Below are 13,328 nucleotides of genomic sequence, written 5' to 3'. Positions count from 1 at the left end.
CTTGGTACTACATGGAATGTCATAATGACCATGCTAAGTGATCTACATACCCATATTCGAACCCGAACGCTCGTTTCGCTGGCGACACTTAACTTCTTTCTTGCCGATGCCCGTGATGGAATGGGGCCATTTCTTGACGCCTGGTTGGTTACCCAAGGTTGGACGCCGTTTCAATTGGGATTATTGGCAACCTCCGGGGGAATTATCGGGCTGCTTGGGGGGATTCCTGCGGGGGCATTGGTCGATGCAACCCGCTTCAAACGCAGTTTGATCATCGTGCCGGTAATATTGACCACCTTGTTGGCTTTTGCCTGCATTTTGTGGCCAACCAAACCTGTGGTTTTTGCTACTCAGGCATTAACAGCTCTGGCAGGACTGCTTATCGGCCCCGCAATGGTTGCTATCTCACTGGGGCTGGTCGGGCGCAAGGACTTTGGTCAACAGGTCAGCCATAATGAGGCCTGGAGCCACACCGGCAATATTGTCCTGTTAATCGGCACCTGGTGGATCAGTAGTGAAATAGGGTTATCCGGGGTAGCAACGCTGATGATCCTGACCACCGCAGTCACTGTACTCGCAACATTATCGATCAATGCCGATCACATTGATCATGAAGTGGCTCGCGGGCAAGGTGAAGCGCAACAAAAGGGGCAGCCCAATCCCCCCTCCCAATTACACGTTCTATGGTCTAACCGCGTTTTGCTGGTTTTTGCATTAACACTGATGCTGTTCCATTTTGGTAATGCGCCGATCTCTCGCTTGTTGATTCAACAATTTGCATTGAATCTGGAGCAACCTTTTAAAACAACGGCAATTATCATGATTGTCGGGCAAGTCTCGGCCATCGCAGGGGCATTATTGGCGCCTGCCGCAGCCCGGCGCTTTGGGTTACGTCATATGGTGTTGTTTGCATTGGCCACATTACCGGTACGCGGCGTGATTGCAGCCCAGGCGCAAAGTTTTGACGTGATTTATCCGGTACAAATTCTTGATGGCTTGGGTGCCGGCTTACTGGGTATTTTGACGCCGTTGATGCTAGAAAAATTGTTGGCAGGGACGGGACATTTTAACCTCGGATTCGCAGCCGTACTGACCGTGCAAGGTATTGGCGCCACGCTAAGCAGTGTGGTGGCGGGGATGGTTGTTCAGGAATCGGGTTATGGTGCTGCATTTTTATTTCATGGCTTGATTGCCCTGTTGGCACTGCTGCTATTTGGTTTAGCGGGTCGGGAACAGAGCCGACCGCCTCTGATTTAAACGCTGTGAATCGCCACGGGTATACGCTTGGAAATCCATAAAATCTTACCTTGTAGTTATAATGATGTCATTGGTAAGCAGCCAGCCTCATGCCTTTACCTTACTAAGCTCAAGAGCCTGCCGAATCAAGCCTCGTGCAATCTCATGAATTCTTGGTGAAATACCAAGCGGAGACTGAGCTTTATATTCCGCTTGAAGTTGAATAATTGCGGAGATCTGTTCACCCGATAGGAGAACCGGTTTAACACCGGATTTCTCTTCCATAACCACTTCATTGATTATTTATACAGAAATCGTTATTTCACATGTGTGGGGTGATTAAAATTTATATTGCGTTTTTTTGAAATGATATTTTTCGATCGTAACGATTGAGATTACTGGTGGCCTCTGGAGTTAACCAGGCGGAAGAAAAGAAAAATACACTACTTAAGTACAAGCCAAATCTTGGTGTTAAAGATTCTATAGATGAGATGAGCGGAAAAGCCATCTCTAAGGCCGTCATGGCAAAGCGAAAAGCTCTGGAGCGACTTTTTTACTTGAACCTGGTAAAGGTCGGGTAGAAGCAAACTAGATATAGGGGGAGTGTACATAAATACCCGACCATCATGGAAATGATCGGGCCTTTGTCAAAGCGGGTTACTTGTTAAAATTACTGAGTACCTTGTACCGAATAGACTGATTAATAGCCTCTAATACTTCTAAATAGCTGCGCCGAATAGCGCTACAGGCGGGGGGGCATGCAGAATGACGACACGCGTGAACCCATCCCTGGGGCTCGTATCGCGTATCTCTGCGCTCAACGGTCGGCTAACCTGCCATCCACCAACATCAAGTTTAAGGTGTAGCGGTATTAAACGCAGCTATTTAGCATTCCGCCCTGCTACTGTTGTGCGGCCAGCAGGGCAACTGCTCCTTCAACATTACGCCATCAGGCCGGCACAAACTCACCGTTGCCGACACCGAAGAACTGTCCGTTAATGCTACCCGCATACCCCGACGGATGGACCAGAGAGGCCAATACCCGCCCGTTTTCAAGCAAAGTCAGGTTGAGCGAGCCGGGATTGATGACCAGTTGTAGCGTCAGCGGAACTCTGATCAAATTTTCCGCGTCGGGCACGGTGCCTTGCAGGTAAAGCGTTGAGATATTGATATTGTCTCCAGAGCCGGAACCGGTCACCTGGCCGATGAAATTTACCAACGTACCTTGCGATGGCGCGTCAGGGCCAATATTCGCCAACTGCGCAGAAATTTGCACGGTTTCTGCGTGAGGAGCACAGCCGCAACCGCAGCCACATCCCTGGAAGCTGAAGTATCCGCAAATATTTTGTTGGCATCCGCATCCGCACAAGGATTGCGGATGTACCTGTTGGTTGAACGCCGGCTTCAACTGCGGATTTTTGCTGACTAGCGCCTCGCGGCTCTGAACCTCCGCGTTATAGGCATCACGCGACTGTTTATTAAGGGCATTGACCTGCTCAGGTTTTATATCTTGCAATGAAGTCATGGCTAAACTCCTATGTCTTTTGTTGGGTAAGTGTGAAAATACATGTTGCTATCCGGATGTCGGTCGGATTAGCGAGGTTGCATCTGAGTGTAAATATTCATTCGCGATCAGTTAGAGCACCTGCATAACAAACAGCCAATCAACATAATACCCTCTCTAACTAATAATATTTTCCATATGAAATAAATATATGGAATTACCATGCACTCAATTATTTTAAATAAAACAATAAACCTAACTAACAATATCACTGCAAGGTTTAAAATCCATTCACCCCAAGTCATTTGAATGTAGTTACTGGTGTTATAAACATCAAGTTAATTTATCAATCGTCATGTTTTAAAATAAAATTTTATTTTATTAGTTATTTATAACTATTTGTTTTAAATCATAAAACAATATTCATTTCATGATTTTTATTGGGAATTTATTTTATTTCAACCCTGCCTAAAATAATTTTCAGTTAAATAATTCAACTTGTAACGGGAGGATACTGATTAATATATTCATGTTAATCATATCTATAGTGTAAAATACATTCACCATGCTTGACTTTTTTATTTTTATCTTCAAACCTATAAATGAATTTCAATCGCTAGGTATCGGTTTTCTTATCTGAGCATTGACTATGTGAGATATCAACCTCAAAAACTCGCGATCAAGCCAATGCTTAAATTTGAAAATATCATTCTCCATGCTTAGCTAAAATTCAAAAGGGTATTGTTCAGAAAAACAAAACGAAAAGATAGAGGTACATATGTCTAATGGGCCGTTTTATACCAATCCGATCGTAGTAATCGATTTGAATAATGATTGCGTGCATGTAGAAATGAATATCGACGGGGGGTTATACGATAACATTTTTCCGTTGTCGGTAGTCGCTAGTGCCCCCTATCCTAATCTATTGGTAAATATGGCGATCCAAGCGCAAGCAAGTGGGAAACCGCTGATGGTTTGGGGAGAACCAGGACCGGAACCGGCGGAAGGGTTGCCACTGTTCGGCATCACGACCGTTAATATCAAATAGTGGGCAGCCCATCACCGATAATGAAGTCAGCGATGCCGCCATAGCTGGCATAACCCAGTCCGCCGTGGGAGAGCGTCAGTTTATCCGGGCTGACCAAACGTCTCACCACGGCCTCCTTAAAGTCCGCATCGGGTTGTTGGCCCTAAAGGGCTGGGCCTCAAAGCCTGCCTGCCGTAGGTTCGACCGGCACGGCATGTAAGCTACGACCGCCGAGGTAGATACCTTTTGAGAGTTTGTTAGCCACCCTACCCTAGGACCTTCGCCGTCTGGCCGTTCATGCTCGAGATGATCTTAGCGTAGTAAGTTTCATCCAGCTTTTTTCGGTATCCGGATAGCCAAAAGCTTCTCTTTGCCGGCAACACGGTATTTCAAGCGCCAATAGCGGGCGTCCACCGCCATCAGAGAGCTTGTAAGACTTATCCTTCAGCTTGGCAGTATCGACTTGCCGGGCATTGAGCTTCATCTGGGGGTATCTCACTTTATTGAACCTGCGAATACCCCCACTTGAGTGTAGATTTCAATAGACGTCATGACTGGCTGAGGCAGCACCTGTTTTCCTCGCTGGACGAATTGCAGGGCTATGTATGCCACGCGGTGGCAATGGTTTTATAATCACGAACACTGAATGGCTTCACGCCGATGCAGCATATTCAACGCATGGCCTGATTCTACTTATCATCTCCGTTCCCCTGCATTCTCTACCTGTCCTGACCGACAGCGGTGTACCCGAACCTGCTGATATGGCCGGCGGCCATGTTGCTGGAACTGGCCATTACCGTGACCATGGCATCGTTCAAAAAGTATTTATAGCCTGCAGATGCTGACACCCCGGTACAAAACTGGTTTTGTGCCGGGGTTCAGCAGACAAGCGATATATCAACAGTCAGTGCGCGTCAGATAATACAGCGTGACTTACGTGTCAGCAGTCATCGATGATCAGATAGGCTGCGTGCATGGGACCATGAACCCCCACTACTTTGATCAGTTCTATGTCGGCCGTAGAACTGGGGCCACCAATCAGGTTGATGCAGGAAGGCATTCGTTGTCCCTGTTGAGCCATTTCATGCAGTTTTTGTGCGAGCTGAGCCACTCGGGGCAAAATGCTGCTTTTACGCAGAACGAACACTGACGCTTCGGGTAAAAGACTGACTGAACGTCCACGCCCGGGGGCCGAGAATAAGACTACTCCACCGGATTCTGTCAGCCCATATTCGGCGAAAACGACCCCTGTTTTTGCTTTTTCTGCAAGGTGGATATTTTTCTCACCCAGCTCAGGATCCCACAGAGCAGCCCCACACTCTTTTATCAGTAAGGGGGTTATACCTGTTTCAACCAGTCGCTGATCGTCGCTGATAATGACAGGACCTGAACCGTATTTCCGGCACAGGTCCAGAGCTGCAGTTGGCGCGTCATCAGGTGAGACCAAGGTACAGTGTGCAAGCATAACCTCTGATGCAAACTGAATGAAAGCTTCACAACGTTGTTGCATTGTCAGCTCTGTCAGACGTGTTGCGGCCAGCGTATTCACGGGCTCTGGCATCTGTTCGGGAGTATATCTGACGGTTCTGCCTAACTTGCGGGCAATTTCAGCGAGAAATATTTCCCTGTTTTCCATTAAATAGACTCCCCTGCTTTATGTTTTTTGAACCAACTGCGGAAACTCTCCCCATCTGCTGATGGTAGATCACGGGCCTCAGTCCACTCTCTGAGTGCATCAACAGTAACCGGTGTTTTTCCCTGTTTGATTAACAGGCAGGCGGTTCTGGCGCCGGCAATCATGCCCACTTTCCACAGTCCCGGATGACTGTTCACATAATTGAAAATTCTTGTTATACGCCGTTCAGTTGATGGTGTCATACCGGACTCAGCCATAACCTGACGATGTTTCTGTATTAACTGTGCCAGAGGAATTTTTACCGGGCATACGCCATTGCAGGCTGTACACAGCGAGCAGGCATAAGGTAAATCTTTGAAGTCTTCATAACCCCCAAGCAGTGGAGAAATAACCGCACCGATAGGCCCCGGGTAGATAGAGCCGTAGCCATGTCCGCCTATCTGGCGATATGCCGGGCAGGTATTGATACATGCACCGCAGCGAATACAGCGTAAAACATCACGAAATTCAGAACCCAGCACATCTGAACGGCCATTATCAACGATGACCAGATGAAACTCCTCCGGGCCGTCAACATGTCCTTCTTCTCTGGGGCCGGTAAGCCAGGTGTTATAACCCGTTAGTCGGGCACCCACGGCACTCCTAGCAAGCATGGTAATAAGGACATCAACTTCTTCAAAGGTCGGGGCAATACGCTCCATTCCCATGACAGCAATATGTGTTTTAGGTAACGTCGTACACATACGCGCATTACCTTCGTTTGTTACGAGGCATACCGAGCCTGTTTCAGCAACGGCAAAATTACAGCCCGTCACGCCGACTTCTGCACTCAGAAAGTCTTTTCTTATTTTTTCTCTGATGAACAGCGTCATGGCTTCCGGTGTTTCCGGTCCGTCATAGCCCAGGTGTTCATGCAGAACACGGCGGATCTGATGACGGTCTTTATGTATTGCCGGAACGACAACATGTGACGGGGGCTCATGCGCCAGTTGAAGAATGTATTCACCCAGGTCTGTTTCAATGACAGGGATCCCGGCTTCCTGGAGAACGGCATTCATACCAATTTCTTCAGTTACCATGGACTTGGATTTTACTACCTTCCGGGCATTTTTTTCTTTGGCAACGTTCAGAATGTAGCGGGTCGCGTCTTCTCTGGTACGGGCAAAGAATACATGGCCACCGTTCTGCGTCACTTTTTCAGACAACTGATACAGATAGGCATCCAGATTATCCAGAATATGCTGACGTATCTGCTCTGCACGGGCACGCCATTCTTCCCAGTGTCCCAGTTCGTCAGCCATCTTCTGTCGGTTTGTACCTATACGCTCCTGAGCGCCGGCCACTGCCTTGCGCATTACGGGATCCTGAATCTGAATACGGATACGCTCTTTAAACTTAATATCACTTGTTTTTAAGTACATGGCGTTTCCCTCATCTGCGCATCAGGACTTCAGCGATATGCATTGCTTTTACCTGATGTCCTTCACGGCTCAGTCGACCGGCGATGTTTATCAGGCAACTGACATCTGCCCCTATCAGATAGTCAGGCTGACAGTCCATAATATGGCTGACTTTCTCCTTCACCATCTCACCGGAAATCTCTGCCATTTTGACGGAAAAGGTTCCGCCAAATCCGCAGCATGTATCCTGAGCATGGAAAGGAAGCAGCTCCAGTCCTCGTACATTTTCAAGGAGCAAAAGAGGTTCTTTTGTCACGCCCAGTTTACGGGAGAGACTGCAGGATGGATGGTAAACGGCACGACCTTGAAGGGTGGCTCCGACATCCGCGATGCCAAGATGATTGACAATAAAGGACGTCAGATCATGCATTCGTTCTGCCACTTTTTCCGCCCGGAGCGCCCACTCAGGTTGTTCAGCGAGATAGCGGGCGTAATTTTTGATTGTATAGGTACAGGAGCCTGCCGGGGATACAATGGGCCAGTCATTCTCCTCCAGTGCTGTGATGATGTTTTTCATTCCGGGAATGGCATCGCGGATATAGCCGCCATTAATGGCTGGCTGTCCGCAACATCCCTGTTTTTCCGGGAAATGGACATTGCAACCGAGTTGCTCCAGTAACAGCACGCTGTCACGTGCCATTCGGGATTTAAGTGCATCACCAATGCAGGTGACGAAAAAGTTAACATTCAAGGATTATTTCTCCTGTTGATTAATATTGCTCTTCCTTTGTGTCGGTGTTGTTTTTAAGCCATGAACAGGTAATAGACCAAACCGATTTTCAGACCAAGAATGACAATATAAGCAAAACAATACTTCAGTGTCCCTGACATGATGACACTGCCCTGACCATCCATTCGGGTGGCAGAAACGGCAATGGCTATACTCTGGGGAGAAATCATTTTTCCACCGGTTGCACCGGAAGTGTTGGCAGCGGCCAGCCAGAGAGGGTCAACATTCAGTTTCTCCGCTGCAGTGGTCTGTAATTTACCGAACAGAATATTGGAGTTTGTGTCACTGCCTGTGACAAAAGTGCCAAGAGCACCGATGACCGGAGCGATGAAGAGATAAGAGCCACCAGTCAGATCAACCAGACTCTGCGCCAAAGTGCCTATCAGTCCGCTAACATCCATGACAGTGGCCATGGCAACAATAGCTGTAATGGCAATAATGGAGTTCTTGAGTTGTTTGACCGTACTCAGGAATACTTTTAACAGGCATGACAGTGAGGCTCCCTGCATCAGACCGCCCAGAACAGTTGCGATGATAATCAGAACGCCCGGAGTGGCGATCCATTCTATTTTCAGGGACAGTGCACTGCCGTTAGTCAGCGGAAAACTGAACGATGAAGCAATCTGAGATAACGCATTTTTGAATAACGGAAACAGTGGGGAGCAGAGAAGAATAAATGAAAAGATCAGAATATAGATTGAGCATGCGCGAAGTAACTGTGTGCCGGTATATACGCTGGTTGTCACATTCTGTGCTGCATTTTCAATGAGAAATTCCGGTTCTGTTTTTTCTTTACGGGCTTTCGCCATAAAGACAATAACGATCAGGCTGACAAGACTTCCTGCGAAGGCCGGCAGTTCTGCACCAAGATTAACTGCAACCAGGTACTGTGGGATTAGCGTGCTAATGCCACACATCAGGGTGATGAACCATACTCCCCGGATTGCCTTAAGTCCTTCACCGATAATTGCCACCATAACAAAGGGAAGCAGAATATTGAACATAGCCAGTTGAGCAATGATTGTCCCGCTGAGTGAGGTAACGGGCAGATTCACCTGTTCTGCAAGGACGGATACCGGGATGCCGACTGCACCAAACGCAGTAGGAACGGTATTGGCGACCAGTGACGCAATAGCAGCTTTAAGTGGGTTAAGTCCCAGAGCAATGAGTATACCAATGGGGATGGCTACGGCAGTACCGTATCCTGCAGCGGCTTCCAGAAAACCGCCGAAGCACCATGCAATAAGAAGAACCTGGATCCGTTTATCGTTACTGACACTGGCCAGAACATTACGCAGGACGTCCATGCTGTTTGTGGTGTTCATCAAATTATAGCTGTAGATGGCTGCCAGGATCACAATGACAATTGGCCACAGACCTTTAACAGCACCGTATCCGACCGCTGCTCTCAGGTTCTGAAGCGGGGTATGCCAGATAAATGCACTCAGAAAAAGCGTGAGGAGCAGGGTGGCGAGGACAGCGTAATGTATAGGCATTTTGATCTTCAGAATCAAAATAATCATTACCAGAAGAGGGGTAAGACCCAGTAAAAAAAGCAGATAACCGTGCATATCACTCCCTTAATGAAAATAAATGAAGAGACTGTAAACGATATTGTGTAATTGCCTGTTTTTGATATGTTCACTCCAACAATGGAGATAGGTAATATGCTCCAAACCCTTTATCGTTTATAACGATGTTTGCATTTTTGGGCTCTTTCGCGAGAGAACATTTGCCAGCGTGACTGAGGTGCTATCCGAGCTGCATAGTTCCATGTTTCATTAGCTTCAATCCACTGTTCGTTAATCTCAAAACGTATAGCCAGACTTGCAGCTCGCTGGTAACGCAAGATCTGCCCGTTTCGTGAATACCTATTTAACATGTTCAAATTTACCTCGTATTGGCTGGTGCTATCTTAATTCCAGGCAAAGTTATTGTATTAATCATTCTTCCCGCCGAATTTAAGTCTATAATGAAATTTACTTATAATAACCCGTTTGGATAAATAATTTAGTGGACTGTGTTTTTAAGTTGTCACGCACGACTTGATAGAAGGTAGTATTAATTCCGTGCTTAACAATATATATTCAAGAGGAAATTATAATATGCTGGTCATATCACTTTACAGTCCAGGCTTCACTAAAGTTATCTTGTCTAAACAATTCTGCCAGGCCACTTATTTGTTTTAGTCTTAATACCTCATCTGCATCCATGCCTAACTCATTACTTATCCGCTCATCGCTCCATCCTAATCGCGAGAGCTCGCGTACTATATCACACATTGGCTCAACATAATGTTTTCCCCGGGCCCTGTTGTGTCGGATTGTGGCAGCAACGCGGCATGTTTTCACACCCTGCTCAGGTGTCACACACGTAATAGGTAAATATTTTTTTAATCTTGGGATCTTATTTCCTGTTACATATCTATGAAAACCATCAACAACTGTATACCTCCCATTTTCTTCATGCACAACAATTGGCTGTGTAAATCCATTGGTATTAAGAGAATGTTTCAGGAGTTTTTTTTCCGATGGGGCCATTCTGTTAGGGTTGTAATCATTAGCGACTATCTGGTTTGTTTTGACCCATAAAACACAGTCTACTGGCTCTTTTGCAAAAGGGCTAAATTCATGTAATGTGCTTTTTAATTGGTTGATTGAATTAATTTTTTCATCATCAGATGTTATTTCATTTAAATATGTGCTGATGACATTCTTTATTTCACTTAAAGTCATATAATTCCCCATTCTTTTCTTTTTTCTTTCATTTTTTCAAGATAATTCTTGTAATGCTGTGTTTTTGTTGGGCTAAATGACAACATACGGCACCAGTAATCATTTTTTATCAAGGCTTTGCATATTCTTCGCCACGATGGAATATCCTTACTCCCTAAATCGGTTTCCTGCTCATCCGGTATATCTGCCGGATATCCATGTGTTTTGTACCAGCGGAGATATACAGCTATTTTGTTTTTATAATGCTCAGCAGTGCTCTTTGGCATTACATCCAAAAGGAACATAGCATACTCACGCCATGAAAGGTGTTCTGGTTTTGATATCTGCTTCCTGCGTGCATAAAAAGAGCTACTTTCATTTGCATAAATGGCTCCGCATTGTGCACCAGAAACACGGGAGCATAGTATGTTCCATGTATCAGGTTCCAGTATGTGATAAAGCCATAGCCCCTGTCGTTGTTCTGGACCAAAAGGCTCACAAACCCTCATGAATTTTATCGGAACGCCAGCTCTGTACATTAGGTCATAAAGAGAATTATATGGTTTTTTTGTTTTGGCGTGATATAGCCATATATCTTTAGCTTTCCAGTCATATAGGGGGTAAGCTGTATAATAAAAACCGTCTATAGAAGCGGTGGTCCATGGTTTATCATCAGCATATCTAAGTTTTCTACTGGAGGTTAGTCCCAGCATTCGATTTAATGATTCATCCGCTCGTACCCCAGTGAGTATAACGGATATTTTATTTCCCCCTGAAAACCATAAAGAGAATTCCGGAATAAATTCTTCAAATGTCATACCGTAACGGTAGAATGGAAAATAACGCTCATCCATTATTGCATCTTTAGGGGGATAGCGTACCCATGATTTATTTTTTTCCCAGCACGTCCATTCTGGATGAATTTGTGATACACCGTTAACTGTTGTTAATGGCAGTGAAATCCAGAAAAATTTTTCGGTTACATCTTTATATAACACTCTCATTTTTTCAATATGCTGGATCGTATGTTGGTATTGTGCTTCCCAGTCTATAAATATAACAGAAAAACGCCGGCTACGTTTTCGGGCGACTTCTGCCGTCAAATGGTAGAGAACGGTCGAATCTTTACCCCCAGAGAATGATAGACAAATATTCTCAAAGGTATCAAAAACCCATGATAACCTTCTCTTTGCTTCGGATAAAACATCATTTTGGATGTATATTTTTGCGTATCTATTACTCATAATTCATTTACAAATAGGATAAGCAGATAGACTTAAAAGGCAATGCAGGCCCCACCCTAGTAATAAGACCTGCATTGCAAGGTGGCAATGGATTTAATAGAGGTATAATTATCGTGACACTTAACGTGTCGTATATAAATATATCGTGGCAACTGTGTTGGGTCAATAAAAAATGGTGTTTTTGTCATCGATTTTTTGGGGGTGATATTAATTTATCTAACTGTGTTGCGGGGGCATCGGTAAGATATAACCTTGGAGGGCGCGAAAGCGGAGAACAGCAATCAGGACTGTTTTTACAGTCCTGATTGTCGTCACCATTTAAGATGGATGTTATGTCGTATTAGTGGATAGTATAGGTGACTGTAACAAGTGATTGAACCTTTCCTGACGTAATATTTTGCCCAGGAATTTGTGCATAACGTGCCGTCAGGCCCATGTTGCTCTTAGTGGAATCTACTGTTTTCATTTTCCCATATCCCGCCTCTATCGGAGAGCCGTTTTCATCAATAAATTGAATGCCAACACCCGTTGCCGGACTGGTTGATGCTATATTGGAAAAAATGGTTCTGTCATTCGTCGTTGTTGTACCGTCAAGTGTATACCTTACTGGCGTTGGGGCCCTGCAAGATATAAATGGAGGGAGTGGAGCACTCCCAGGAAAATCAGGTAAAGCGACGTTCACATAAGGTTGCGCTTCACAAACCCCCTGGATAATCAGGTCATTCTTGGCAATAAACCGTAGTTCGAATGACTTATGATCAGCTGCTCCCCCAATGGTAGATTCTTTTAAAAATCTAAGCGTACCAACTACGTCTCCTTGACGAATAAATGCCCCTACATAAGGAACTTGTAGGGTAGCAAACAAGCGACCGGGTATGGGTTGCCATACTCCTGGTTTGTAGACGGAATAATAAAAAGTATCTTGCAACAATGGGAAACTAAGACCTTTCCATCTATCAAAATCAAGGCCTGCAATGGCATATTGCTGTAATTTTGGGGTGGTAGTACTACCATCCCTTAACACTTTGACATAGTCAAAGTTTCTTCCCGAACTATCCTCATTCATACATTGAAGAACATTTTCTATATTAACAAGCGTAAATGTTTGTCTATCACCTACGAGCTGCGTAGGGAGATCAACATAAACGTCATAGCTTCCCTGATGGAATTCCTGCCCGGTCTGACGGTTCTGGCAAAGCAGTGCCTGAGATTCTACCGCATACATTAGTAAAAATAATGTAAACAGAAAATAGCTCAGGATATTTATACTCTTGAAGTTACGTAGAATATTATGCATAAGTATAGGTCACAGTAATTTGTGTGTTTATACTCCCCGCACCAGCATTACCTTGACTTACAGCACGGGCTTTAAGATTGAACGTTGCATTGCCATTCGTTACCGTTGCTTGCCCTTGCGAGCCTGGTTTTACTTGGTTGTTAGAATTCGCATCCATAAGTTCAATCATAACATTACTGGCATCCCCATTGTTCTTGTAGTAATCGGTTTGCTCAGCAGTGCCATTATAAGTAGCCGTAACCGTGGTCATGTTCTGACAGTTTTGCAGTGTCAAATCGAATGTTTTCCAGTTGGAATAACTATTGTTGTTAATCAAATCTGATGTGTACAACGTACCAAGGTCAACAGTTGCATTTGTGGGTACAGTACATGAACGCTGCACAACTTGTCCGGTTACAGTAATCGTTGTTTGTGCGTGAGCCACAACTGAATTTGTTAGCATTCCAGTCACAAGTAATATTTTCAACGCAGTTTTCATTT

12 protein-coding genes and 2 pseudogenes are annotated in these 13,328 nt (G+C 45.2%); 3 read left to right on the top strand and 11 right to left on the bottom strand.

Annotated features, from left to right (window positions below):
• Positions 1–24: 24 nt before the first annotated feature.
• Entirely contained in the window at positions 25–1,257 is a 1,233-nt protein-coding gene (locus tag SERAS12_RS05720; protein WP_013811836.1) for an MFS transporter, read from the top strand.
• 87 nt (positions 1,258–1,344) lie between these two features.
• On the opposite strand, the gene SERAS12_RS26405 is transcribed toward SERAS12_RS05720, so the two are convergent.
• A complete protein-coding gene (locus SERAS12_RS26405) occupies positions 1,345–1,521 on the bottom strand; it encodes a hypothetical protein (protein WP_168157927.1) in 177 nt (58 codons plus the stop codon).
• Positions 1,522–2,185: 664 nt separating this feature from the next.
• Positions 2,186–2,761, bottom strand: a complete 576-nt coding sequence (locus SERAS12_RS05710) for a hypothetical protein (protein ID WP_013811835.1) — start codon at positions 2,759–2,761, stop codon at positions 2,186–2,188.
• 757 nt (positions 2,762–3,518) lie between these two features.
• On the opposite strand from SERAS12_RS05710, the gene SERAS12_RS05705 reads away from it, so the two are divergent.
• Positions 3,519–3,788 carry a hypothetical protein gene (locus SERAS12_RS05705; protein ID WP_013811834.1) on the top strand — a complete coding sequence of 90 codons (270 nt, stop codon included), beginning with the start codon at positions 3,519–3,521 and terminating at the stop codon, positions 3,786–3,788.
• 324 nt (positions 3,789–4,112) lie between these two features.
• On the opposite strand, the pseudogene SERAS12_RS26170 reads toward SERAS12_RS05705, so the two are convergent.
• A pseudogene (locus SERAS12_RS26170) lies at positions 4,113–4,251 on the bottom strand (integrase); the annotation flags it as partial.
• Positions 4,252–4,475: 224 nt separating this feature from the next.
• On the opposite strand from SERAS12_RS26170, the pseudogene SERAS12_RS26575 reads away from it, so the two are divergent.
• A pseudogene (locus tag SERAS12_RS26575) lies at positions 4,476–4,598 on the top strand (DUF4400 domain-containing protein); the annotation flags it as partial.
• Between the two features lie 109 nt (positions 4,599–4,707).
• Here SERAS12_RS26575 and SERAS12_RS05700 read toward each other — a convergent pair.
• From SERAS12_RS05700 to SERAS12_RS05675, 8 genes are all read right to left on the bottom strand, one after another.
• On the bottom strand, positions 4,708–5,403 hold the full coding sequence (locus tag SERAS12_RS05700) for a lactate utilization protein C (RefSeq protein WP_013811833.1): 696 nt from the start codon (positions 5,401–5,403) through the stop codon (positions 4,708–4,710).
• Positions 5,403–6,824: a LutB/LldF family L-lactate oxidation iron-sulfur protein gene (locus tag SERAS12_RS05695; protein ID WP_013811832.1), complete on the bottom strand. Its 1,422-nt coding sequence runs from the start codon at positions 6,822–6,824 to the stop codon at positions 5,403–5,405. The genes SERAS12_RS05700 and SERAS12_RS05695 overlap by 1 nt, the downstream gene beginning before the upstream one ends.
• A gap of 10 nt (positions 6,825–6,834) precedes the next feature.
• Positions 6,835–7,554: a (Fe-S)-binding protein gene (locus SERAS12_RS25370; protein ID WP_013811831.1), complete on the bottom strand. Its 720-nt coding sequence runs from the start codon at positions 7,552–7,554 to the stop codon at positions 6,835–6,837.
• A 53-nt stretch (positions 7,555–7,607) separates the two neighbouring features.
• Complete coding sequence (locus tag SERAS12_RS05685) at positions 7,608–9,164, bottom strand: L-lactate permease (RefSeq protein WP_013811830.1); 1,557 nt, start codon at positions 9,162–9,164, stop codon at positions 7,608–7,610.
• A gap of 546 nt (positions 9,165–9,710) precedes the next feature.
• Positions 9,711–10,340: a ParB/RepB/Spo0J family partition protein gene (locus SERAS12_RS25360; RefSeq protein WP_071880440.1), complete on the bottom strand. Its 630-nt coding sequence runs from the start codon at positions 10,338–10,340 to the stop codon at positions 9,711–9,713.
• Positions 10,325–11,551 carry a phosphoadenosine phosphosulfate reductase gene (locus SERAS12_RS25355; RefSeq protein ID WP_013811827.1) on the bottom strand — a complete coding sequence of 409 codons (1,227 nt, stop codon included), beginning with the start codon at positions 11,549–11,551 and terminating at the stop codon, positions 10,325–10,327. Before SERAS12_RS25355 ends, SERAS12_RS25360 begins: the two co-directional genes overlap by 16 nt.
• A gap of 340 nt (positions 11,552–11,891) precedes the next feature.
• The gene (locus SERAS12_RS05680) at positions 11,892–12,848 is read right to left on the bottom strand and encodes a fimbrial protein (protein ID WP_013811826.1); all 957 of its coding nucleotides are present in this window, start codon (positions 12,846–12,848) and stop codon (positions 11,892–11,894) included.
• Complete coding sequence (locus SERAS12_RS05675) at positions 12,841–13,326, bottom strand: fimbrial protein (protein ID WP_013811825.1); 486 nt, start codon at positions 13,324–13,326, stop codon at positions 12,841–12,843. Before SERAS12_RS05675 ends, SERAS12_RS05680 begins: the two co-directional genes overlap by 8 nt.
• Positions 13,327–13,328 lie beyond the last annotated feature (2 nt).

The sequence above is a fragment of the Serratia sp. AS12 genome, from assembly GCF_000214195.1.
GTDB classification, from domain to species: Bacteria; Pseudomonadota; Gammaproteobacteria; order Enterobacterales; family Enterobacteriaceae; genus Serratia; species Serratia plymuthica.
The sequence above is the reverse complement of the archived record's forward strand: the minus strand, read 5'-3'. Positions and strand labels throughout refer to the sequence as shown.

Excerpts from the sequence above, each read along its gene's own strand:
- SERAS12_RS05720 (WP_013811836.1), top strand. The coding sequence starts at position 25 with ATGACCATGCTAAGTGATCTACATACCCATATTCGAACCCGAACGCTC.
- SERAS12_RS26405 (WP_168157927.1), bottom strand. The coding sequence starts at position 1,521 with ATGGAAGAGAAATCCGGTGTTAAACCGGTTCTCCTATCGGGTGAACAG.
- SERAS12_RS05710 (WP_013811835.1), bottom strand. The coding sequence starts at position 2,761 with ATGACTTCATTGCAAGATATAAAACCTGAGCAGGTCAATGCCCTTAAT.
- SERAS12_RS05705 (WP_013811834.1), top strand. The coding sequence starts at position 3,519 with ATGTCTAATGGGCCGTTTTATACCAATCCGATCGTAGTAATCGATTTG.
- SERAS12_RS05700 (WP_013811833.1), bottom strand. The coding sequence starts at position 5,403 with ATGGAAAACAGGGAAATATTTCTCGCTGAAATTGCCCGCAAGTTAGGC.
- SERAS12_RS05695 (WP_013811832.1), bottom strand. The coding sequence starts at position 6,824 with ATGTACTTAAAAACAAGTGATATTAAGTTTAAAGAGCGTATCCGTATT.
- SERAS12_RS05685 (WP_013811830.1), bottom strand. The coding sequence starts at position 9,164 with ATGCACGGTTATCTGCTTTTTTTACTGGGTCTTACCCCTCTTCTGGTA.
- SERAS12_RS25360 (WP_071880440.1), bottom strand. The coding sequence starts at position 10,340 with ATGGGGAATTATATGACTTTAAGTGAAATAAAGAATGTCATCAGCACA.
- SERAS12_RS25355 (WP_013811827.1), bottom strand. The coding sequence starts at position 11,551 with ATGAGTAATAGATACGCAAAAATATACATCCAAAATGATGTTTTATCC.
- SERAS12_RS05680 (WP_013811826.1), bottom strand. The coding sequence starts at position 12,848 with ATGCATAATATTCTACGTAACTTCAAGAGTATAAATATCCTGAGCTAT.
- SERAS12_RS05675 (WP_013811825.1), bottom strand. The coding sequence starts at position 13,326 with ATGAAAACTGCGTTGAAAATATTACTTGTGACTGGAATGCTAACAAAT.